The 21,164-nt window shown below is 51.1% G+C and carries 15 protein-coding genes; 6 read left to right on the top strand and 9 right to left on the bottom strand.

The features are described from left to right. Positions 1 to 43 precede the first annotated feature (43 nt). Positions 44 to 940 (top strand): LpxI family protein, encoded by an 897-nt coding sequence (locus ACEW81_RS12330; RefSeq protein ID WP_373533290.1) that lies wholly within the window; start codon positions 44 to 46, stop codon positions 938 to 940. After that, positions 930 to 2,129 carry a lipid-A-disaccharide synthase gene (lpxB, locus tag ACEW81_RS12325; RefSeq protein WP_373533289.1) on the top strand — a complete coding sequence of 400 codons (1,200 nt, stop codon included), beginning with the start codon at positions 930 to 932 and terminating at the stop codon, positions 2,127 to 2,129. Before ACEW81_RS12330 ends, lpxB begins: the two co-directional genes overlap by 11 nt. An 86-nt stretch (positions 2,130 to 2,215) precedes the next feature. On the opposite strand, the gene ACEW81_RS12320 is transcribed toward lpxB, so the two are convergent. Beyond that, entirely contained in the window at positions 2,216 to 3,340 is a 1,125-nt protein-coding gene (locus tag ACEW81_RS12320) for a pentapeptide repeat-containing protein (protein WP_373533288.1), read from the bottom strand. Positions 3,341 to 3,864: 524 nt separating this feature from the next. Between ACEW81_RS12320 and cysK the strand changes: the two genes are divergently transcribed. Further along, positions 3,865 to 4,830, top strand: a complete 966-nt coding sequence (gene cysK / locus ACEW81_RS12315) for a cysteine synthase A (protein WP_373533287.1) — start codon at positions 3,865 to 3,867, stop codon at positions 4,828 to 4,830. 94 nt (positions 4,831 to 4,924) lie between these two features. Here the strand turns inward: cysK and ACEW81_RS12310 are convergent, their stop codons facing one another. After that, positions 4,925 to 6,775, bottom strand: coding sequence for a hypothetical protein (locus tag ACEW81_RS12310; protein WP_373533286.1), 1,851 nt, complete (start codon positions 6,773 to 6,775; stop codon positions 4,925 to 4,927). Then, on the bottom strand, positions 6,769 to 7,146 hold the full coding sequence (locus ACEW81_RS12305; protein WP_373533285.1) for a hypothetical protein: 378 nt from the start codon (positions 7,144 to 7,146) through the stop codon (positions 6,769 to 6,771). Before ACEW81_RS12305 ends, ACEW81_RS12310 begins: the two co-directional genes overlap by 7 nt. A gap of 265 nt (positions 7,147 to 7,411) precedes the next feature. Between ACEW81_RS12305 and cysE the strand changes: the two genes are divergently transcribed. The 3 genes from cysE to ACEW81_RS12290 all read left to right on the top strand — a co-directional run bounded on the left by cysE (position 7,412) and on the right by ACEW81_RS12290 (position 10,541). Beyond that, positions 7,412 to 8,173, top strand: a complete 762-nt coding sequence (cysE, locus tag ACEW81_RS12300) for a serine O-acetyltransferase (protein WP_373533284.1) — start codon at positions 7,412 to 7,414, stop codon at positions 8,171 to 8,173. 137 nt (positions 8,174 to 8,310) lie between these two features. Further along, positions 8,311 to 9,684: a M48 family metalloprotease gene (locus ACEW81_RS12295; RefSeq protein ID WP_373533283.1), complete on the top strand. Its 1,374-nt coding sequence runs from the start codon at positions 8,311 to 8,313 to the stop codon at positions 9,682 to 9,684. 254 nt (positions 9,685 to 9,938) lie between these two features. After that, positions 9,939 to 10,541: a putative metalloprotease CJM1_0395 family protein gene (locus ACEW81_RS12290; RefSeq protein WP_373533282.1), complete on the top strand. Its 603-nt coding sequence runs from the start codon at positions 9,939 to 9,941 to the stop codon at positions 10,539 to 10,541. Between the two features lie 72 nt (positions 10,542 to 10,613). Here ACEW81_RS12290 and treY read toward each other — a convergent pair whose 3' ends face one another. The 6 genes from treY to ACEW81_RS12260 all read right to left on the bottom strand — a co-directional run bounded on the left by treY (position 10,614) and on the right by ACEW81_RS12260 (position 21,101). Then, positions 10,614 to 13,607: a malto-oligosyltrehalose synthase gene (gene treY / locus ACEW81_RS12285; RefSeq protein WP_373533369.1), complete on the bottom strand. Its 2,994-nt coding sequence runs from the start codon at positions 13,605 to 13,607 to the stop codon at positions 10,614 to 10,616. Between the two features lie 14 nt (positions 13,608 to 13,621). After that, entirely contained in the window at positions 13,622 to 15,901 is a 2,280-nt protein-coding gene (gene malQ, locus ACEW81_RS12280) for a 4-alpha-glucanotransferase (RefSeq protein WP_373533281.1), read from the bottom strand. 6 nt (positions 15,902 to 15,907) lie between these two features. After that, positions 15,908 to 17,821 carry a malto-oligosyltrehalose trehalohydrolase gene (treZ, locus tag ACEW81_RS12275; RefSeq protein ID WP_373533280.1) on the bottom strand — a complete coding sequence of 638 codons (1,914 nt, stop codon included), beginning with the start codon at positions 17,819 to 17,821 and terminating at the stop codon, positions 15,908 to 15,910. 320 nt (positions 17,822 to 18,141) lie between these two features. Next, positions 18,142 to 18,318 (bottom strand): hypothetical protein, encoded by a 177-nt coding sequence (locus ACEW81_RS12270; RefSeq protein ID WP_373533279.1) that lies wholly within the window; start codon positions 18,316 to 18,318, stop codon positions 18,142 to 18,144. A gap of 541 nt (positions 18,319 to 18,859) precedes the next feature. Beyond that, the gene (locus tag ACEW81_RS12265; protein WP_373533278.1) at positions 18,860 to 20,464 is read right to left on the bottom strand and encodes an ankyrin repeat domain-containing protein; all 1,605 of its coding nucleotides are present in this window, start codon (positions 20,462 to 20,464) and stop codon (positions 18,860 to 18,862) included. A 163-nt stretch (positions 20,465 to 20,627) separates the two neighbouring features. After that, a complete protein-coding gene (locus ACEW81_RS12260) occupies positions 20,628 to 21,101 on the bottom strand; it encodes a hypothetical protein (RefSeq protein WP_373533277.1) in 474 nt (157 codons plus the stop codon). Between the last annotated feature and the right edge of the window lie 63 nt (positions 21,102 to 21,164).

Raw genomic sequence — 21,164 nt, 5'->3', positions numbered from 1 at the left:
ACTCATCGGGTGGCGTTGAGATTCAGGGAAATCGAGTTCCGGCATGATTGGCACCCCCACCCGCCCTATGGAAATCAAGCATAAAATTGATTTTACCCAGGTCACCCGCATCGGATTGATTGCCGGTGAAGGTTTGTTGCCTTTGCATGTGGCCAAAAATGCCCGTATTCAGGGCATTGAGGTCGTGCCATTTATTGTGGGCAAGGATAATCCCAAGCTGCGAGAACTTTGCAGGCTCAAGGGTCACCGCATTATCCCCGGACTGGTTGGCCGCACACTGGATTTAATGCTTCAGGAGCGCATCACCCATCTGGTATTTGCCGGTAAAGTGGATAAGTGGCTATTGCTGAAAGATCCTCGCATTGATGCCATTGCGGTGGAAGCCCTTCGTCAGTTTGCCCGACTGAATGATGATGCCATTATGTTGTGGATTATTGGACAGCTGGAGCAGCGCGGCATTCGTATTTTGCCGCAAGCCGATTTTTTACGGGAGTTGTTTTTGCCCGAAAAATTGCTGAGCGCTCGGGCGCCGAACGCTGAGGAACTTCGAGACGCCCGCTACGGCTTTGAAATGGCCAAGGAAATGGGCCGTCTGGATATTGGGCAAAGTATCGTGGCCCACTCGGGCATGATTTTGGCGGTAGAGGCCATTGAAGGCACCGATGAATGCCTGAAAAGAGCCGGAAAGGTTTCCGGGCGCAAGGGCGGGGTGGTGGTTAAAGTGGCCAAACCCGATCAGGATCAACGCTTTGACATTCCCACGGTGGGGTTGCGCACCTTAAAAACCATGCACCGGGCAGGCTTGCATATGTTGGTCACCGAGGCCAACCAAACCCTCTATCTGGAGCCGGAGGAGATGACCCATTTTGCCAATCGCCACAAAATGATTGTAGTGTCCACTCAGGATCCTGCGGTAAGCGGTCGCATTTATGCGGGCTAATCGGCTGTTTCTCTTGGCGGGTGATTACTCCGGCGATATGCATGCCGCCAAGGTTGTCAACGCCTTGCGAGCGCTTCAACCCGACATCCAGCTGGCCGCCGTGGGTGGCAATCACCTGAAAGCCCTCCAAGTGGAGATGTTGAGCGATCAGTCCCAGATGGGGCGGGTGGGTTTTGGGGCGGTGCTGGGGGCTTGGTACCATTACCGGCTGGGTCAAAAAATCCTGAAATTTCTGGACCGTTTTAAGCCTGACGCGGTGTTGCTGATTGATTACGGCGGTTTTAACCTGTATATGGCCGCTCAGTTAAAGCGGCGGGGCATTCGGGTGTTTTATTTTATTCCGCCTCAGGTGTGGGCCAGTCGCAAGGGGCGGCTTCAAAAAATCAGGGCCAACGTGGATCATGTGTTTTGCATTTTTCCATTTGAAAAACCGCTGTACGAATCCTGTGGGGTGCCGGTCACTTATGTGGGGCATCCGCTGATTGGCGAGCTGCCGCCAGCCCCCCAGCGAGAAACCTTTTGCCGGGAGCTGGGGCTGGACCCTGAGCGCCCCATTGTGGCCCTGATGCCCGGTTCCCGAAAGCTGGAAATTGACTATTTGCTTAAAGCTATTTTGGGCAGCATTCCTTTAATTCGGCATCATTATCCGCAAGCTCAATTTGTGTTGGCTCAGGCGGGTTCATTAAGCGATGATTATTTTCTGCCCCGGTTTCAGGCCCTTTGGAAAACCGTGGCGGACAACAGCCCTTCCAAACCGGCCGGGGCTGCTCCGCTGGTTCTTAAAAACCGGAATCACGCCCTTTTAGGGGTGGCTGATGTGATGATTGCCGCTTCTGGCACCGTAACCCTGGAAGGTGCTTTGTATGATACGCCCATGGTGTTGATGTACAAGCTGCACCCGTTGGTGTATCAGGTGGTGTTGCGCTTGATTTATTTGCCTTGTATGGGCTTGCCCAATATTTTAACCGATGTCAATCACCCCATTGTGCCGGAACTGTGGCAAACGCAGGTTCAGCCCAGCGCCATTGCCCAGGCGGTTTTGCCTTTGTTAGAACCCGGTTCGGTTCAAACCCTGCGCCAGCGTAACGGCTTTGCCAAAATTCGCCAGGAATTGAATACCGGTGGGGCGGCCCAAAACGTGGCCAAAGGCATTTTGGCCCTACTTCATCCCGAAAGCCAAGGGCTTTAAGCGACTTAGGCCGTTGATTTTGACAAGCCAAGCCAAAGGCCTAAGCGCCTTCATTTCGCATTTCACTGACTGAGCGTTCCGTTTGATTAGCCGAGCAGGGCGTTGATGAATCGACTGACCTTGCGGAACAAAACCAGTTGCAAGTAGTTCAGGCCGTGTTTTTGGGGTTGAAAATCCTGGGGGAAGTGGGTTTGATCATCAAAAATAGCGTTTTGCAGGTTGGCGCTTTCCAGTGCCTGACAATCGGCCAAGTCGCTTTCAGCCAATTGGGTAGCCGCGAGGTTGGCGTCTTTCACCAAGGCACGGCTTAAATCCACCCCATTCAGGCGGCAGTTGCGTAAATCGGCGCGGGTCAAATCGGCGCTGCTCATGTTGGCATCACAAAGGCGAGCATGCTGTAAACGGGCTTCCGATAGTCTTGAAAAACCCAGATTGGCGCTTCTCAGGTCGCTATAGCGCAGGCGGGCGCCGGCCAAATCGGCCATAAACAAGTTGGCTTCCCGCAAGTCGGCGTACTGCAAACGGGCGGTGCGAAAATCGGCTTGATAACAATCGGTGTTTCGCAAATCGGCTTTGCGTAAGTTGGCTTCCTGAAAATTGGCCTGCTTGAGGGTGGCCCCTTTCATGCGGGCCCGATACAGGTTGGCCCGTTCCAAATCGGCGCCGCACAGGTTGGCGTAACCCAAATTGGTTTCAATCAGTACCGCTTCTTTCAAATTGCCGTCCATCAGGCTGACAAAGCGCATATCCACGCCACTGAGTTCTGTTCCAGTCAAAATGGCCTGATCCAGATTGGCGCACAACATGGAAGCCCCTTGCAGGCAGCTTCCCGCCAGTGAAATAGGCCCTTCGGTAGAGCGCAGGCTGACCATTTCTAGGTTGATATTGGGAAATTGCTTGCCTTGCAGGCACTGGGAGTCGGTGAATTCCAGTAACAGCGGGTTCCACTGGGTAATGGGTTCCCCGTATTTTTTAAGCAGAGAAACCAGCTGACGCTTGCTGGCGTTAAAGCTATCGACCGATTCGGTGCGGAGGGCTTCCATCATTTCCATCAAGTGGCGATCGGCGGCCTGAAAAGCATTTAAGGGCAGCGGGGCGATGTTTTCGCAGAACAGGGTCCCTTTTTCCTGCGAGGGGGAATCAACCGGGGGCGACTGGGTGGCGATGGCAATTTCGGGGCGAGGAAAGATCTCGGTGTGCGTCATGCTCATTGAAGGTGCCTATGGGTAGGGATAGCTCTGAAACATATCATATAACACTGTTTGAACAAAAGTGGGGAACGGGGGGATCTTGCCTAATTAGTTACACATCTTAATCCAGATAAAAAATCCACGCTAGGCAAAGCGTTCAGAGATTCCGGCGGATACGCATTTTACCTGAAACAGGACCGTTTAACCCGATTGTTTTTGAAGGGTGAAAAGGGTGTGAAAAGCAATCGTTCTGTTTTTGGCCCAAATTCTCCATGATTTGCGGCTTTACCGGGGCTGAACTTTGGGCAGGATGGCTGTCAATGCCCCCAAACGCTTCTGTTTGTTCGGGATCCTTTCATTTAGCGCGTCATGCGAGGGTTAATACGCTTGCCTGACCGGAGGTTTCGCATTTTATAGCCGATTGGGGTTGATGTGCCCACTGGACAGGGTTAGTCGCCGGGCGATTCAAAACCGGGCATTGACCGCAGGCGTCGCTAATTTTATAACTATGCTAATGTTTGAACGTTGGGACAGAGGAGAACCGCATGAAAATTGCCAGCGATGTAACCGAGCTGATTGGGAAAACACCACTGGTTCAATTGAACCGGGTGACCGAAGGTTGCGTGGCCAGGGTGGTTTGCAAGCTGGAAAGCATGGAGCCTTGCAGCAGCGTTAAAGATCGCATTGGCAAAAGCATGATTGAAGGCGCTGAGCGTCGGGGGGATATTACCCCCGGAAAAACGGTGCTGATTGAACCCACCAGTGGCAATACCGGCATCGCCCTGGCTTTTGTGGCCGCCGTAAAAGGCTATAAACTGATTTTAACCATGCCGGATACCATGAGTATGGAACGGCGTGTTTTGCTCAGGGCGTTTGGCGCTGAAGTGGTGCTGACCCCCGGCGCTTCGGGCATGAAAGGGGCCATTGCCAAAGCCAATGAACTGATGGCCAAAACCCCCAACTCGGTTATTTTGCAGCAGTTTGACAACCCGGATAACCCCAAGGTGCATTTTGAAAGCACCGGCCCCGAGCTGTGGGAAGACACCGATGGCCAGATTGATATTTTGGTAGCGGGCGTGGGAACCGGCGGCACCATCACCGGTTGTGGCGACTATATTAAGCCCAAAAAGCCAGGGTTCAAGCTGGTGGCCGTAGAGCCGGTGGAAAGCCACGTGCTTTCTGGCGGGGAGCCTGGACCGCACAAAATACAGGGCATTGGGGCCGGTTTTGTACCCTCTATTTTAAAGACTGGTTTGCTGGATGAAATTTTTCAGGTGAGTGGCGAGCAATCCATGCAAATGGCCCGCCGCATGGCCCAGGAAGAAGGGCTGTTGGTGGGTTTTTCATCCGGGGCTGCTGTGTTTGCCGCTTTGGAAATCGCCAAGCGCCCTGAAAATGCGGGCAAGCTGATTGTGGTGATTTTGCCCAGTTTCGGAGAGCGTTACCTGTCATCGGCCCTGTTTGATGAATACCGTCAGGAAGCCATGGCCATGGAAGCCGTGCCGGTTTAATTCAAATTCATTCAAAAATTTAAAACAGACTGATTCTTAATTAGGAATCAGTCTGTTTTAGGAGTAAATCTATTTTGGGTGAGATCTAATCGGGTTATTTCTGGATACCGGGGAAGTAATCTTTGCCGGTCATTTTGTAGGTCAGGTAGTGCTGGCCCTTTGGGATAATATAGGAGAGGAATACGGTACAAATACCGTTGGAAAGCAACCAGGCCAAGCCTCTTCTGTTTACGGCCTGCTTCATCAGTTTTTCCAGGGCCTGGGGGGCTTTGCTTTTGGCGTCATGCTCAATCACATCGTTCATATGTTTGGCGAAACTCAAAATGGCTTCGGTATCTATTTTTTTGGTGATGTTCAGCGCCTTGCCCGCCGCACTGGGACTGAGATAACGATCCGCGCCGGTTTTTACCGCCTCTTCACCGGAACTGGTTAAAAACTGAAACTTATTTTTAAAAGAGGAGCCCGTATTTTTGAGGGCATGGGAAACCGTTTCTCCCATGGTTTTGGGGGCGGTTTCCTTGCCATCAAAGGTAGGAATCCAGCCGCATTCCTTGGCGGTTTCAAAAATCAGGTTTGGGTTTTTGGGGTTGCCCGGATTGTGCAAAAAGTATTCCTGAATTTGCTCTACCAGTTTTTTCTCAATCTGGTAAGCGCTTTTGTTTGCCACCCCTATTTTTTTCCGTCCATTCTGAGTGAACAGGTTTTGCCAGAATTTTAAACCCTCTTTTTCAGATTGGGCTTGGGTCAACTGGTTTAAGTCGGTTTTCAGTAAGGATTCCAGGTTTTCGCGATCTGTTTTAAAATGCTCGAAAAATTTGGCCTGATCGCCGGTTTTGACATAGGTGCTGTTTAAAAACCGGGTGGTGTCAAAGTTCAGCTCGCTACCGCCCTTGAGTTTTTGGGTCATAAAATTTTGCATCATTCTTTGCCCAAAATACAAAAAGGCGATAATGCTGCCTTCCCGGAACATGATTTCCACTTTTTCCTGTCCGTTACGGGCTTTGGCAATCCGGCCCCCGCTAATCACGCCATCCACCAGCAAGGTGTTCATGCGCTCATTTTGCAGCAAGGCGGCAGCGCCATCGGCCAAGGGGTTTCCGCTAAACTGTACGTTGGCGCCCGTTCCCATTTTCAGCGGAGCGCCCAAAGGCCGGGGGGCAAAGGGATTGCTGGGGCCAGCGGAAAAGGCGTAAGGGCTGGGAGCCTGCGTTGGAAATGCGCTAAACCCGCTCACCGGCATCGGGGTGCGCCCGGCAAAGGGCGATCCGGTTTTGGGTTTCGGTCCACCCGCAGTGGGCAAGGGGGCGGGGTGGTTGTGTGCGGTGTGGCCTTTTGGTTCCTGCTCCAGTTTTTTACGGGTGAACCACTGGTTAAAGGAAGGAATGCCAAAGGCGATGGCGGCCACTGGAATGCCGGTGGCAAACAGAAATTTGCCCATATTGGATTTGGCGTATTTTTTGCCTTGGCTGGCCGCAATGTTGCTCAACTTTTGGTAGGCTTCTACGTTGGTGAATTGTTTGGTGAATTTTTGGGTGTTGTCGCTTAATGCCTCGCCGCTGCCCTGCACCAGGGTTTGGGCGGAAGGCGGGTTTAACAATTCCCAAAACGCTTTGATGCCGGTTTGTTTACCGGGGTCCTGCGGGGCTTTTAACAGGGCCGTGTTTAAATCCGGCAAATCAATTTTTTTCAGTATGTCTTTGGCGCCCCAGTCATACAGGTTTTTCATCCAGTTGATGCCAAAGGCCCAGATCAGCATGGTGGCGCCTTCTTCAATCAAGCGCTCCCGGCCACCGTGTTTGTCCCGTTTGTATTCCATCACGGTTCTGCCGCTGCTCTCCACCCCATCCCGCAAGGCGAGAGACACCATGGAGGTGCTGTCATCCATTTTGGTCAGGAAGCCATTGAATTGCTTGTTAAACAGCAAATTGCCGTTAAAGCCTACCATGTGGCGGCCCTCACGGTGTTGACTGGCTCGTTTTCCATTCCAAAGCTAACGGGTGCCAAGTCATGCTTAGCACCCGTTATAGAAAATTCAATGGTTAAAACCCCGAAGCTGATGCCCCCTTGAGGGGTAGCGCCGGAGAACTGGCCGGATTTCAGAGCGGCGGCATAGGCCACATCTTGCCGGTAGTTCCCCAGGGCATGCTGTTGGCTGGACTTTAAGGCGGCGGTATAGGCCACGTCTTGCCGGTAGCTGCCCAAAGGCAAAGCCTGAATGGATTTCAGGGCACCGGTATAAGCCACGTCATTCCGATAAGAACCCAGGGCGAGTGCCTGAGGCTCCTGTTTCGGTTGTGGTGACGGCTTTAGGCTCATGGGTTTAACGGCTTCCTGTTGACTTGATGTTTATTTAAGTCCAATCAACCCGATTTTGTGCGTGCTTTGCAAAGATGATTGGAAAGAGATTGAAAGGAGATTGCAAGAATGACTGGTTGGCCCTCAAAAATGAATCCCCGGTACAGTCTCTGGGCGAGGGTCACGGGGATTCATTCTGGTTGGATGGTTAAGCGTTTAAGCTGTGGCCAATTCAGTCAGAAGTCTCACCGGACCCAAAGGTTCGGCGGTTCCGTCGGTTATTATTATGATTGCTTTGACTAATCAGAGACAAGGCAAAAACTTCCTCAGAATTGACTTTGTTATAGTAGACAAAAATCGAATCCTTTTGTCAATTGTTAGTTCTTGGCTTAAGATACCACTAGCGCCTGAAGCTTGTTTCGGGCTTTTGTTTGAACCGGTTTACCGCTTTGGCGGGAAGGGATTTATGTCCATTCGGGAAGACATTGAAACCGTACTGGCGCGAGATCCGGCAGCCCGCACCTGGATTGAGGTGCTGCTTTGTTATCCGGGTTTGCATGCGGTTTGGTTGCATCGCCTCAATCACCAGATTTGGCGGTTGGGCTGTACCACCCTGGCCCGTTTTGGCGCGCATTGGGTTCGGTTTTTAACGGGGATTGAAATTCATCCGGCCGCTCAAATTGGCCGCCGGTTTTTTATCGATCACGGCTTGGGGGTGGTGATTGGTGAAACCACCGTGATTGGGGATGATGTGACCGTGTACCAGCATGTAACGCTGGGCGGAACCGGCAAGAAAAAAGGCAAGCGCCACCCGACCATTGAAAATGGGGTGGTGATTGGGGCGGGGGCCAAAGTGTTAGGTAACATTACCATTGGCCCACGTTCTCAAATTGGATCAGGTTCCGTGGTGGTCAAGGATATTCCGGCGGACTGCACGGTGGTGGGCCTTCCCGGTAAAATTATTATTCGGGATGGTAAGCGCTTGGCCAATGGCGATGAAATAGCGGCGGAGTCGCTGGCACCTTACTCAGGGGACCGTGTGGATTAAGGGCGTTTGGGGTAGCGCTGAGGGTTTGTTGCGCTGCTTATTTTGTAAAACCGAACATAGAGTGGTTTACCAAGCGCGGCTATTTGGTTAAAGTAAGTTTTAAATTAACCATTTAAACTTGTAAGGACTTTTTTAAAATGTTTGGTTTGAGCCGTTCTCGCTGTTGGGCCTTGTTGTTTTTCATTGGGTTTCAGGCCACGGTAGGCCTTTCCCTGTCCGGCTGGGCGGAAGGGGAGGAAGATCCCTTGTGGAACCGCCCTTCTTTTGAGAAAAAAGTACTTAAAGTGGGGCATCGTATTTTGGCCGCCAACGGCATTACCGAGCGAATTCAGTTTCACAGCGTTACCCGTGATGTTCGGAATGCCACGTCCAGCCGCTTTGGGGGCCCCAATCAAATTGTAATCTACAAGGATTTGCTGGATGTGATGGATAGCGACGATGAGTTGGCGGCGGTTTTGTCGCATGAAATCGCGCACATCACCAAGCGACACACCGGGAAAGTGGTTCCTCGCAAATGGGCGGCAAAAACGGCGCTTTGGTCAGCGTACACCGTGGGAGGCACCGCCGCCACCCTGGCCACTGGCGGTTTGGCTGGCCCTTTCGTTCTATTGGGCGTGGCAGGCATCCGCAAAATGAATCAGGTGGGCATTGGGTTTACTGATCCCCTGTCTCGCCCCTATGAGCGGGAAGCGGATCTGGTGGGGCTGGATTACATGGTGAAGGCCGGTTATAGCCCTTTGGCCATGGAAACGTTAATGGGCAAGCTGGCTGGGGATTCTGGGCCGGTTGCCAACTTTTTCGCCAGTCATCCCGGTGGAACAGAGCGTTTGACCTACATTCACGAGGCCATTCAAGCCAGTTACCCCCAGTATTTGGACGGTGAATCCGTGAGTGAACCCGTGAGCGAACCACTGAGTGAGCCGGTGTCTGCCCCCTCCGGGACCTTGCAAACGGCAAGCGGTATTGATGCGAAAGCACCCGTGCTTCCATTGGCTTCAGAATCACCCAAAAGCCCTTCGCAAACCACGTTGTTGGTGCCTGAATCGCCCGTAAGCATTGCCAAATCAACCCCAAAGCCAGAAAAAGCCGTTCTGGCCAGTGGCCCTGTTTTGCCGCCCAAATCACCGGAAACAAAGCTGGTTGGTGTTCAACCGGCTTCCAGGCCTGTTGTGGCTGCTGGTGCTGCTCAGAAAGCTACAGGCCGTTCTACATTGGGGCCTGCCGCTGTTACTGCTTCCCCGCTGATGGTGCCATCAGAGTCGGTGGCTCAGGTTTTGTTAACCTTGCAGCCCAGTCACCTTGGTATGTTACGGCTGATTAGCCAGCGAGGCTACCTGTCTCGCCACGAATTGACCGAACAAATGGAGTATATGGAACCGGAAACCCTCAGTGTTCAGGTCCAGGAACTCGTTCAAAAGCGTTTGATCCGTTTACTGGGCGCTGAGCCGGATGAGGTGATGGTTCTGACTGAATGGGCCGCTGAGGCCATGAAACCCACCCGTTCCCATTAGTTTTTAGGGATGGTCCTGCTGAAAATAGCCATTTTGGGCAACAAAAGCAATGCCGGTAGCGGCCTCTTCAAAGGGGTTTCTTAGGGGAGTGTGGTGTAACAAATCCATAAGGTGTTTTAAAAAAAGGTGTTTTAAAAATTTGTTTGAATCGTAGTGGCTTTAGGTTTTATAATAACTTCAACTGTTTAAGCGTTTATGATGTTCTAAGTCTAACGACTGTATCTGTGTGAAATGAACGGGAAGGGGTGGTTATTTTGGGAATTTCATTCTCCGGCGGCCTTTTTTCTACGCAGCCTTTTTTGGGAAAGGCCAATCGCAACGCAACGCCATCCAGCCCGCCGGATGCGCCAGCAAGCGCCGCCGCCGTTCCCGATTATGCCGCTGTTGGCTGCTGCGGCGGCTCGCATGGCCTCGATTTCAATCATAAAAATATTATGGTCCAAGGCGGTAACCCTGCTGCCGAGTTTGAGCGTTTTAAATCCCGCCAGTACGCCGATATTCTGTCTCACGAGCAGGCCCATCAATCGGCGGCGGGCAGTTTGGGGGGTGGGGTGCATATTCAGTTTGACGGCAACGGGGTGGCGGTTTCCGGGCACGTCCCCATCGCCATTCCAGGGCTGGACCCCCAAAACCCGGAAAATTCTTACAACAACTACAGCACGGTGCGTCGGGCGGCGCTTGCTCCCGGCGATCCTTCCGGGCAGGATTGCGCGGTGGCCTCACAAGCCCAGGCTTTAATGGGACAAGCCCAGGTGCTGATGGCTCAAAAAAAGCAGGCCCAAAGCGCTGGGTTGTCACTGGAGGAGTTTCAAAAGTTGAACGGAAAGCCCCTAGCCGGGAAGAAAGCCAGCTCATAAGGTCCTGCTGCGGAATCAACAGAACCTTATGGAACCCTGAGAAAAAACAGGCCGACTTTGATGAGTGGCTTTTTAACGCTGGCTTGGGTTTCCGGGCATCAGCGTTAATAAACCCACGGGCAGATCTTTCAGAATTTCCGAAACTTCAATTTCAGCCGGATGACTCTCGGCTTGCAAAATAAACTCTCGGGTCAGCCGGTTTTCAAATAATTGACCCTGCAGGCTTTCTGGCAAAACAATGGTGGTATCCTTCCATAGCCTCTTGCCGCAGGGCAGCCCGGTTTTTCGCAAGCCCAGCGTGTAGTTAAGCCGAGGGGTAACCACAATCACCGCCTGATCCTCATGAACTCTGGCAAAGGCAATCACATGTTCGCTACAGGCCCCGTTGACCTCCAGCGGCAAGTAGGCCCCTGCCTTGAAGAGTTCCGGGTATTGGTTGCGGTAGTTCAGCACCGTGGCCATTAAATATTGCTTGATGCGTCCATTGGTCATGTCTCGGGTTAACTCTCCCAGCAATTTTTGAAGGGTGCGAGGGGCGCTGGAAGCCAGCAAGGGACTCAAGCTTTCAAATTGCTGTTGCCGATCCTGGTAACTCACCGGTCGCCGGTTGTCCGGGTCCACCATACTGAGATCCCACAGCTCGGTGCCTTGATAAATATCCGGTACCCCTGGGCAAGTTAGTTTGAGAAGGGTTTGGGACAGGGCGTTAAAAATGCCAAAGCGGGAAATCATGCGCTGGAAAGGCAGAAAATCCTTCATAAACAGCTGGGACGGCTTTAGCAAAATGCCCCGAATGTATTGGCACAGAGCCTCTTCGTAATCCGTGTTGGAATTAATCCAGCTGGTATGGCTTTTGGCTTCTCGGGCCGCCTTGAGCATGTAGGCTTCCATCCGCTGGGCCAGCACTTCCCGCTCTTTCTCATTGGGGTTTTCAAAGGGCCAAACCCCCAGTAAGGTTTGATAGAACAGGTATTCGTCATTGGTCGAAGGCGCTGGTTCCGCGCCCCCGATATCACGCCTCAGGTGCCGGTGTATCCGACGCCAATAGGTTAAGTGTTTTTGCCACTCATCCGGCACTTCTGATAGCACGGTGATTCTGGCCCGCACGTCTTCGGAACGCTTGGTATCGTGGGTGGAGGTGGATAGCATGGTGTGGGGGGTCCGCTTCAGGCGCTGCTGATTGCGGTGATGGAAGGTGGCGGTTGAAATGCCAAACATCTTGGGCTCCCCGCCCACTTCATTCAGGGAAATTAAACGGTTGTAACGGTAAAAAGAGGTGTCTTCCAGACCTTTTGCCATGACCGGGCCGCTGTACTGCTGAAATTTCATGGCAAAGTGGAAGACCGCCGCCTTGAACTGTTTTTGCTCATCCAGCTCGGTGGGCAGTTTGTCGGCGGGTTGCGCCTCAAAGGCCGGGACAATGGTATCCCGAATGGTTTCAGCCTGGGCTTCCAGCAACAGAACCGATCGCACAAAATCATAAATACTGCTGTCCACGGCGGTGCTTCTGCGTTTGGCCAAATTAATGGCCCAGTCAATATATTCTCTGTCTTTCTTGCTAATCTCCTCCGGGGTGACATAGGTGCGATAGACTGGAAAGCAGGCCGCAATTTCCATCAGGGCGCTACGCAGGTTGTGCAGCGTAAAGTCACGACAACTCCAGTTTTGCTTGCAAAGGCGGTAGAGCTGCTGGGTGAGTACCCCCAGTTCACTGTTGAGAGTGGTGCGCATAATCAGCTTTTTGCACTCGTGAACCAGCTCCTCAAAATTCACCCGTTCGCCCATCAGTTTGTCGTAAATGCGGGTAAATTCTTTCTCGTTATCCTGATTGACGAGTACCCCGTTGACGGCGTTGGCAAACTCGTAGCCGGTGGTGCCTTGCACCGTCCAGTCTTTGGGTAGTTGTTCAAAGGGGGCCAGAATTTTCTCAATCAAAACGTACAGGGGCAAGCTTTCATCCCCCAGCTGCCAGTCTTCCCGAACCGGCAAAGCGCGTCGCTTGGCGGCCTCCTCTTGGAGTTGCCGGAAATAGGCCGCCGGATTGTAAAGCCCATCGGGGTGATCGATGCGTAGCCCCGTAATCCAGCCTTCCTGAAACAGCTCCATAATCAGCTCATGGGTATCGGCAAACACCCGCTGATCTTCTACCCGCAAGGCCACCAGGTCGTTAATGTCGAAAAAGCGGCGGTAGTTAATCTCATCACTGGCCACCCGCCAGTTGGAGAGGCGATACACCTGCATTTCCAGCAATCGGTGCAAGCGGCTCTGGTTGGTGGGATCTTCGGGCAGGGGAATAAAATCGCGCACGTTTTCCTGAATAAAGCTGAAAATGTCGGGCGTTTGCTCGCCCAACGTGGTCAGTCGGCTCAGGGCAATGGTACGCTCCCGAATGCGCTCTTCTTTTTTGGCCCAGTTGCCTTCCGTTTCTACCGGGAGCCGTTCAAAGGCGCTCATAATGCTCTGGTATTCCAGAAAGGCCATATGGGTTTTGCCCAGGCGGGCTTCCAGCACCTCCAGCCGATATCCCAGAATCAGCGGATAGGAAATGGGGTTGACCGGGATGGCGTTTTCGTAATAATCCAGCCAGAAGTGGGCGGTCGGCTCATCAAAGCGCAGCTTGATTTCACCGTTTTTGAGGATATTGCCGTAAGAATCTCCCAAAATGGGCAGCAAAATGCGGTTTTTGAGATCATCGGCCAGCGGGTGCCAGTCAATGTCAAAATAATCGGAATACAGAGACGAGGTCCCGTTTTCCAGCAAATCCATCCACCACGGGTTATCCTTACCTGCGCCCATATGGTTGGGCACAATATCCAGAATCAGGCCCATGCCTTCTGCCTTCAGGGCAGAGGCCAGCGCTATAAAATCCTCTCGGCTGCCAATTTCCACATTTAGCTGTTTATGATCGCTGATGTCATAGCCATGCGGGCTGTTTTCTCTGGCTTGCAGCAACGGAGAAGCATAGCAGTGGCTAATGCCCAGTTGCTTGAGATAGGGGATCAGGGGCAAGGCATCCCGGAATTTAAACTGGCGGTTAAACTGAAAGCGATAAGTGGCGTTGGGAATGCTTAAGGCTGAGTTTAGCTGCTTTTTTTTTTCAATTCAGGCTGGTCCTGCTCGGACGGGTTGACATGAGGGCGCTCTGCGGCCACCGCCTGACAAACGGCCAGTATGCGGCTATCTGTCCCGTACTCTTCCAGCGGAATGGTAATTTTACGCTTCCAGCATGGGTAGGTCGGGTCGGTGGTTCCGGGCAGGTTAATCTGGTCTACCTGTTGCAACATGTCCTCAAACTGCACCATAAACACCTTGGCGCTGGTTTGAGATACCAGTCGGTGGATGGCGGTAGACAGTTCAGGGGTCATGGTGGGTGTGGAAAGCGGACCGGCGTTTACGCTTTCGGGCAGTAAGCCCCGTTGCTCCAGCAAGCCCAAAATGGCCATACGCTCCATCACCCGGTCTTTAATCTGGCGTTCCCGCAGTTCGGCATTGGGGTATAAGTCCAAATCGGTTCTAACCGCAATGTCCTGACCTTGCCAGAATCCGCTGAGGGTCGGCAAGTCGTGGGTGCTAACCGCCACTGCGGCAGTGGGTTGATACGCTTCTGGCGCTTTGTAGCTTTCGTTTTCTTTTTCAAAATAAAATACTTTGTAAGAAAAAATGCCCCAATGGTTCATGCGATCCCGCACGATATCGGGTACGGTGCCCATGTCTTCCCCGATCACCATGCAGCGGTTGCGCTGACTTTCCAGCGCTAAAATGCCGAACAACTCATCCACCGGGTAGTGAATGTAAGCGCCCTGAGAGGGTGGCAGTCCGGGCGGAATCAGGAACAGGCGCATCAGACCCATCACATGATCAATTCTGAGCGCCCCGGAGTGCTTCATATTCTGGCGCAACATGCCAATGAACGATTCATAGGCCTCTTCCCGCATTTTTTCGGGAATCATGGGGGGCAGGCCCCAGTCCTGTCCTTTTTGGTTGTACTCATCCGGGGGCGCTCCAACCGCGCTGGTTTGAGCAAACAGGTGCTGGTTGGCCCAAACATCGGCGCCACCCCGGTCAACCCCAACTGCCATATCCATATACAGCCCCACGCCCAGGTTGTTTTCCAGGCAGCGTTTTCCGGCTTCATGCAATTGCTCATCAATTTGCCATTGCAAGTACTGATAGAACGCCACTTGCTCCCGGTTGCTTTCCAGATATTCCTGAACCACCGGGCTGTCTGGATTGCGATAGGCTTCTGGCCACACCGGCCAGCCCCAGATGGAGGCGTCTTCCTGATGGAAACGTTCCTGTAAGGCGTGAAACAGAGCAAATTTTTCTAACAATTTGCCTTGCGATTGGGTGTAGGATTCAAACGCCTTGGCCCGTTGCGTTTTTTTGGCCCAGTGGTTTTCCCGGAAGTTTTGATACAGCAGCTTTAAGGCTTCCAGTTTATGATGTCCCACTTCCGCGTAAGGCACCATGGGCTCATTGCGTAGCCGTTCCAGGGTGGCTTGAAATTCAGGGTTCAATACCATCTGCTTGGCTTCGCTGGATTCATCGAAATCAGCAATGCCTTCAACATTCAGCAGGGTAACATTGAAAAACAGGCGGCTAGACGGGGAATAAGGGCTGCAATGCGAAGGGTTGTGCGGATACAGGGCATGCAAGGGGTTCAAGCCCACCATGGAAGCGCCTTGATCCTTACACCAGTCCACAATGCGGGTTAAATCCCCAAAATCACCCACCCCCCAATTGCGGCGAGAGTTGACGGCATACAGCTGAACCGCTGGCCCCCACACTTTTTTCAAAGATTGATCGGGTTCATCTTTGAGTACAGGTGGTAAATAGCACTGATCGGGGGTAATCACCAGCAGCATTTCAACCACGTCGGGCGATTGCTTTTCCCGCAGGCAAAAGTGATGGTAGCCCATGGGCAGGTTGCCGGTTAAATGAAATTCGTAGCGGGCAATTTTTTCGTGGTGAACGGCCAGCTCGGTATCCCCAAGGTGATGCAACTGGTTTGGGAAGAATTCGCCTTCCAGGATTTCCCCGTTTTCTTGTTTCAAGGTCCAGTGGAAAGGCTGATCGGTTTTGCTGACCGGCACATTGATCACAATCACAATGGTGGCGTGGCTCTCGCTTACCACTTTTACATGATCCAGCCAACGGGCTACGGTTGCATACTGCAATTGCTCAAAGGCTTGATCGATGGCTGCCTGACTGTCCGTAGACACTTCCATGGCCATGAGCAAGGCCTGACACATTTCATCAGTAACCGGGTGAACGTTTCCCCAGATATCTCGCCACTCCATCTGGATGCCATAGGCCTGTGCCAGATTGCGAATGTTACTTTCTTGAATCATGGTTTCCATCTGTGTCTATCCTATTTGCCAAACGACAAGCCAGGCTAAAAGCTGATTGTCGGTTTCTAAATTTTTAAGGGGGAATGGTGCGCTGCTATCAATCAGCTCAAACCGTTCGGAGTTTAGATTATCGAGAATCTCCGGCGGCGCTGTCAATGCCTGTTGGCCAAGATTGGCGGTTAACTGTAAGTAACGACCATCGCAAAGACGCCATCTCACCTGCATGCCGGATGTTTCAAAAACTTCATATCCATGGGCGTTGGCATCTCCGTGAACCATGGCCGGAATGAGCGGCACGATTGTGGTTTTGCGAATGGCGAGCAAGCGCTGGTAGAATTTCAGCCAGTTGGCGTGTTTGGGCTGATCCAGTTCCCGCCAGTCCAGTTTGGAGTGCTCAAAGGTACTAATGGCGGACGGATCCGGGATGCGTTCCCGGTTTTCGGGCAGGGCAAATTCGGGGAATTGAGCAAACTCCTCACGGCGTCCTTCCCGCACTTTGCCTGCCAAATCTTCTTCAAAATCGCAAAAGAATTGAAACGGTTTTTCGGTTTCCCATTCCTGTCCCATATAAAGCATGGGAATGCTGGGAGACAACAGTAAGCAAGACAGCAAGGCTTTTAAAGCCTGTGGGTCGGCGCTCTGGTTCAGGCGATCGCCAAAGGCCCGATTGCCGATTTGATCGTGATTTTGCAAAAAATTAACAAAAGCGCTGGGCGGCAAATGGGCGCTTTTTTCGCCCCGGCGTTTGTTTCCCCGATAAGAGGAGGGTTCTCCCTGATAGGCAAACCCCTGGGCCAGACAGCGGGCCAAATGGGTGATCGGTGAATGGCCGCTGGTGGGTAAGGCGTAATCCTGATAATACCCGCCTTCTTCGCCGGTGGCGATCACATGGGCGGCATGATGAAAATCATCGTTCCATTGGGCGTTATAACCTTCTTCCTTTTTTCCGCTTAAAAACGGGGAAGCGTTATCGTCATTTTCCAACACCAGATGCACGTGCCGATCCGGCTCAATTTGCTGGCGAATGACGTTGACCAGATCCTGCAAAAAATGGATTTTTGAATTGTCGTAAACGGCGTGTACGGCGTCAAAGCGCAGCCCGTCAAAGCGGTATTCATTGAGCCAGTAAAAAGCGTTTTGCACAAAAAGCTGGCGAACTTCCGTGGGGCCTTCAAAGTTCAAGGCGGCGCCCCACGGGGTTTGGTAACGCCCAGTGAAAAAGGGTTGGGCGTAAACGTGCAGGTAGTTTCCATCTGGGCCAAAATGGTTGTAAACCACGTCCAGAAAAACCATTAAGCCTTTGTCATGCGCGGCTTCAATTAAATCTTTCAAATCCTGTGGGGTTCCGTAAGCGCTGTCGGGGGCAAAGGGTAAAACGCCATCATAGCCCCAGTTTCTTTGTCCCGGAAAGTCTGCCACTGGCATCAGTTCAATGGCGGTTACCCCCAGTTCCAGCAGGTAATTCAGTTTGTTTTTAACTCCCTGATAAGTACCCTCGGGGGTGAAGGTTCCTACGTGCAATTCGTATAAAACCACTTCTTCCCACGGGCGCCCTTTCCAGTGGATGTCTTTTTGAGAAAGTTGTTTTAAATCCACCACTTCACTGGGTCCATGAACATCCTCGGGTTGATACCGAGAGGCCGGATCCGGCACATTGAGGGTGTCGTTGATTCTGAATTGATAACGGCTTCCATGACCTGCTTCGGCGGCTTCTACGGTGTACCATCCGTTGGGTTCTGCTTGCATGGGGATAATGGTGTGTTTGCCGCTTGCATTCAGTAACATCAAATCAACGGTTTGGGCAGAAGGTGCCCAAAGCCGAAACTGGACCCCTTCTCCGTTGGGAAGAATGTGCGGGCCAAACGGGTGCGATGCGTTTGAGGTGAGCGTGGCATTCTGTTTTTGTTGGCTAAGGCTGGAATGGGCCATAATGGCGGCTCCTCTTGAATTGAAAATAGGGCGCTTATGGACAGACTGGGCGGATAAAAGCGGTATTGCCGCAAATTTGGGGCCAGTCATTCAAGCTCAGGGCCGATTATAGAACAGTTCAAAGCTGAGGTCATTAGCTGATCGTGTAATGCTGAGTTGGATTTTTAGAGCGATTTGTATCCACACCCATACCCCTCATTCATTTAAAATCAAATTGTTTTGGTCGGTTGATTACTTCAATCCGTATTCCAGATATTCCAAAAAAAAGAGCCGGAAACCGGCTCGATAAGATCCCCAAAAGAAAACTGTGGTGAATGAATTCAATCCTGATTTCTGCCCGTATGGCAGGCCTGATGGGCCTGTGAGTCTGGCCAATCATTCAGGTTGAACGCAAACAAAAAGGGTGTATGAGTGATGGGGTATGGCAGGCCGTTTTTGCTTGCCACAGTAATGGCTGCGCCTTGCGTCCGTTTCACCGGTGTAACTGGCTGGGCCATTGTTTAACTCTCCCCCCGAAAAACATAAAAATTGTTGCAGGATTGCATAACCCATTGAAGTTTTTTTGAAGGTTTCTTTCAATTAGCCAAACGTCTATGGAATAGAACCTTATTTAGCCGTGTTGCGGATTGATAGTTTCTTTGAGCCGCTGATAGCCTGTTTTACAGGAACGTGGTTTGTGATTGTTTTTGCCCTGATATAAAGCTTGCTTCTGTTTCAGTTGGTTACAAACAATTTAATTTTTAACAAAATTCAAAATTTGGCCCAAAAAATACAGCCTTGAAACAGGCGTTTTATTTCAAAAGTTACAAAAGTCTGTCAATAAAATTTGCGCAGTGTATCCCTTGGCCAAATCCTGATGGTGTATTTTTAGCAATGGGAAAATGTGGTTACCCAGGCCTTTCAAATTAAACCGAAACGCGCTAGATTCAATATAACAACGCAGATCATTTTAATGACCCTTTAACCGCCAAGGACAGGCTGGCGGCTCAATTGGAACAAGAAAACCTTTAATAAAGTCCTGTTATTTATGTTGAATGGCTAACCACCAGCACGGGGTAGATCATTCAAGGCGTCTAATACCTGGGGGAGGTTCTGATTGCGGGCAGCTCGAAGCAGGGTCCTGATATCCGTGCTAATAGGTTTGTTATGAGTAACAGCGGCTTGAATGATGGCAAGGGCAGCGGGCGTATTTCTTAAGTCGATGGCGGTTAAAACGGGTGTATCGCCTGAATGATTGGCCTGGGCGAAATTGATGCTTTCCGCTCGATTTAGCAGATGCTTAATGATGTCCATATTGCCTGTTTCAACGGCAACATGCAGTGGTGTATCGCCTGAATTATTGGTCTGGTTCAGGTTAATTCGGGGGGCTTCAGTCAGTACTTTCACACAATCGGCTGCTTCTTCTGTGATAGCGTCGTGCAGTGGTGTATTGCCATACATATCACCCTGATTCAGGTTAGTTTGAGGTGCTTGAATCAGTTCTTTGACGCAATCGACCGCGCTGACTTCGGTGATTCCTAATGTTACGACGTCATGAAGCGGAGTTCTGCCATGAGAGCTGAGCGAATTGACGTTCAGTTCTTTTTCTTTCAGCAACCGCCTGATAATGTCCCTACGTCCGCACATAGCTGCCATATTGAGTGCGGTACCAAGCGTAGGGGAAGCCTGGTTGATTTCAATACCGGGTGTGCGAAGCAAGGCATCTAAAATTTCCATTTTTCCATTTGCTGCTGCTATATGAAGTGGGGGGCCATTCAGTCCGAACCATCCTTCTAAATTGATATCAACCTCTGGTATGTAGCTCAATGCGGTTGCCAAATCGATATGCCCATCGTCTGCGCAGGCTTTTTGTAGCAGGGTAACCCCCTCAGGTTCGTCAATATTAAGGTTAATATCAGGGGTTTGTGCCAGCGCCAGCAGCTCCCGCTTTTTTGCGGCTTCTGTTTCAGGGGATTCAAGCTCACTGTTTACCAGGCGCTGTAAGTGTTCTTGTCGTTCCGCAACAGGCAATTGACTGACTTGATTCACCCGGTTTTCTTGAGCAAGGGCCAGATCCTGAAGTTGATTTTTTTGCTGATCATTCAATGAATGGGCTAAGGTTTCAAGCATGTTCCGTAGCTTATGGGGCTTCCCGCAATCGGCGGCTTTTTGAAATACGTTTTCATTCAGCGGAATTTGAGCGTTTTGGGCGATGGCCATCAATTTGGAATAAGCCCCGGTTCGGTTGTGTAAAACCCCTAGACGATCGCTTAACATATCCATTTCCAATAGTTTGGATAAAGTGTCTGTTTGACCTTGGGGCGTTAATATCGCCTTTTCTGCCCCTGCAATATTTTGGATTCGATTGTTTTCAACGGTGTGAATTCTTTTCATCAATGCCTCAAACAAAGGGGCATGCCAGTCTCGGTAGCTTTTGAACAGAAGGTTTGAAAAGTTTTCCCCCGTAAGCGAGTTGGCGAGCGTATGGATTTGTTTTTCCTGGGGGCTCAGGGGGCCTACGGGTGGAAGTTCTGCTAATTGCTCATAAACATCGCTGGTGATCGCTTTATGCAATGAACCACTCAACAAGATATGCTCTCGTAATTCAATGGGAAGTTTATGAAATCTATTCAGTGTCGACTGGTTAGCGTGGGGAAAAATCATGGCAAGCTCTCTTGGGGGGTGGTAAAAGCTGAATCACTAAACAGCAAAAAATAGCGAAAAGTATTCTCAGCTTAATAAAGTCCAAGCCCTTGAAAAGTTGCTATGGCCTATTGCGGATTGCAACGCAAAGCCGGATTGTTAAACTTTCAATTTCCAACCGTTCTTAGTAAACGGTCATGCCCGATGAGGGCAGGGATTCATGCGTCATCTGGTTTTTAAGGTGAGTGGCAATGTAATGTTGATCCTCTTCATCCAGGTACTGTTGCACCCAGGAAAAAATACTTTCGGAATCGACCCGCTCCACCTTCTCCAGCAATCCCAGCAAGGTTACCATGTTGTGATAGTACTCTCCACTGGGTTCATCCACGTGCATCATAATGGAGAGTTCTGTAATTTCCTTGATTTCGGTATCCACCTGCGAGGAGCGCGCAATTAAATCCTCGTGCAGGCCTTTTTTTCGCATAAAGGGAAATAACAAATTGCCTTTGATTTGCAAATAACTATTGACCTCATCCATAATGGTATTGGATTTTTCCATACGCTGAGTGTCATTGAGTTTGGTGTAATCCTGAATTAATTCGTTTAAAACCCGTTGGGCCAGTTTTAATTTGGACAACAATAAATTGTTAATTTCCATCTTGTTTCCCCTCTGTCAATCGTATCCCATTCTAGCCTCATTCACCTGAGTATCGCATCGCCC

It is taken from the genome of Vampirovibrio sp. (assembly GCF_041737375.1).
GTDB lineage: Bacteria > Cyanobacteriota > Vampirovibrionia > Vampirovibrionales > Vampirovibrionaceae > Vampirovibrio.
This window is presented reverse-complemented; position numbering and strand designations above follow the sequence as displayed.

Bases quoted from the DNA above. Each gene is read 5' to 3' on its own strand.
- ACEW81_RS12330 (WP_373533290.1), top strand. From the start codon at position 44: ATGATTGGCACCCCCACCCGCCCTATGGAAATCAAGCATAAAATTGAT.
- lpxB (WP_373533289.1), top strand. From the start codon at position 930: ATGCGGGCTAATCGGCTGTTTCTCTTGGCGGGTGATTACTCCGGCGAT.
- ACEW81_RS12320 (WP_373533288.1), bottom strand. From the start codon at position 3,340: ATGAGCATGACGCACACCGAGATCTTTCCTCGCCCCGAAATTGCCATC.
- cysK (WP_373533287.1), top strand. From the start codon at position 3,865: ATGAAAATTGCCAGCGATGTAACCGAGCTGATTGGGAAAACACCACTG.
- ACEW81_RS12310 (WP_373533286.1), bottom strand. From the start codon at position 6,775: ATGGTAGGCTTTAACGGCAATTTGCTGTTTAACAAGCAATTCAATGGC.
- ACEW81_RS12305 (WP_373533285.1), bottom strand. From the start codon at position 7,146: ATGAGCCTAAAGCCGTCACCACAACCGAAACAGGAGCCTCAGGCACTC.
- cysE (WP_373533284.1), top strand. From the start codon at position 7,412: ATGATTGCTTTGACTAATCAGAGACAAGGCAAAAACTTCCTCAGAATT.
- ACEW81_RS12295 (WP_373533283.1), top strand. From the start codon at position 8,311: ATGTTTGGTTTGAGCCGTTCTCGCTGTTGGGCCTTGTTGTTTTTCATT.
- malQ (WP_373533281.1), bottom strand. From the start codon at position 15,901: ATGGAAACCATGATTCAAGAAAGTAACATTCGCAATCTGGCACAGGCC.
- treZ (WP_373533280.1), bottom strand. From the start codon at position 17,821: ATGGCCCATTCCAGCCTTAGCCAACAAAAACAGAATGCCACGCTCACC.
- ACEW81_RS12270 (WP_373533279.1), bottom strand. From the start codon at position 18,318: ATGGCCCAGCCAGTTACACCGGTGAAACGGACGCAAGGCGCAGCCATT.
- ACEW81_RS12265 (WP_373533278.1), bottom strand. From the start codon at position 20,464: ATGATTTTTCCCCACGCTAACCAGTCGACACTGAATAGATTTCATAAA.
- ACEW81_RS12260 (WP_373533277.1), bottom strand. From the start codon at position 21,101: ATGGAAATTAACAATTTATTGTTGTCCAAATTAAAACTGGCCCAACGG.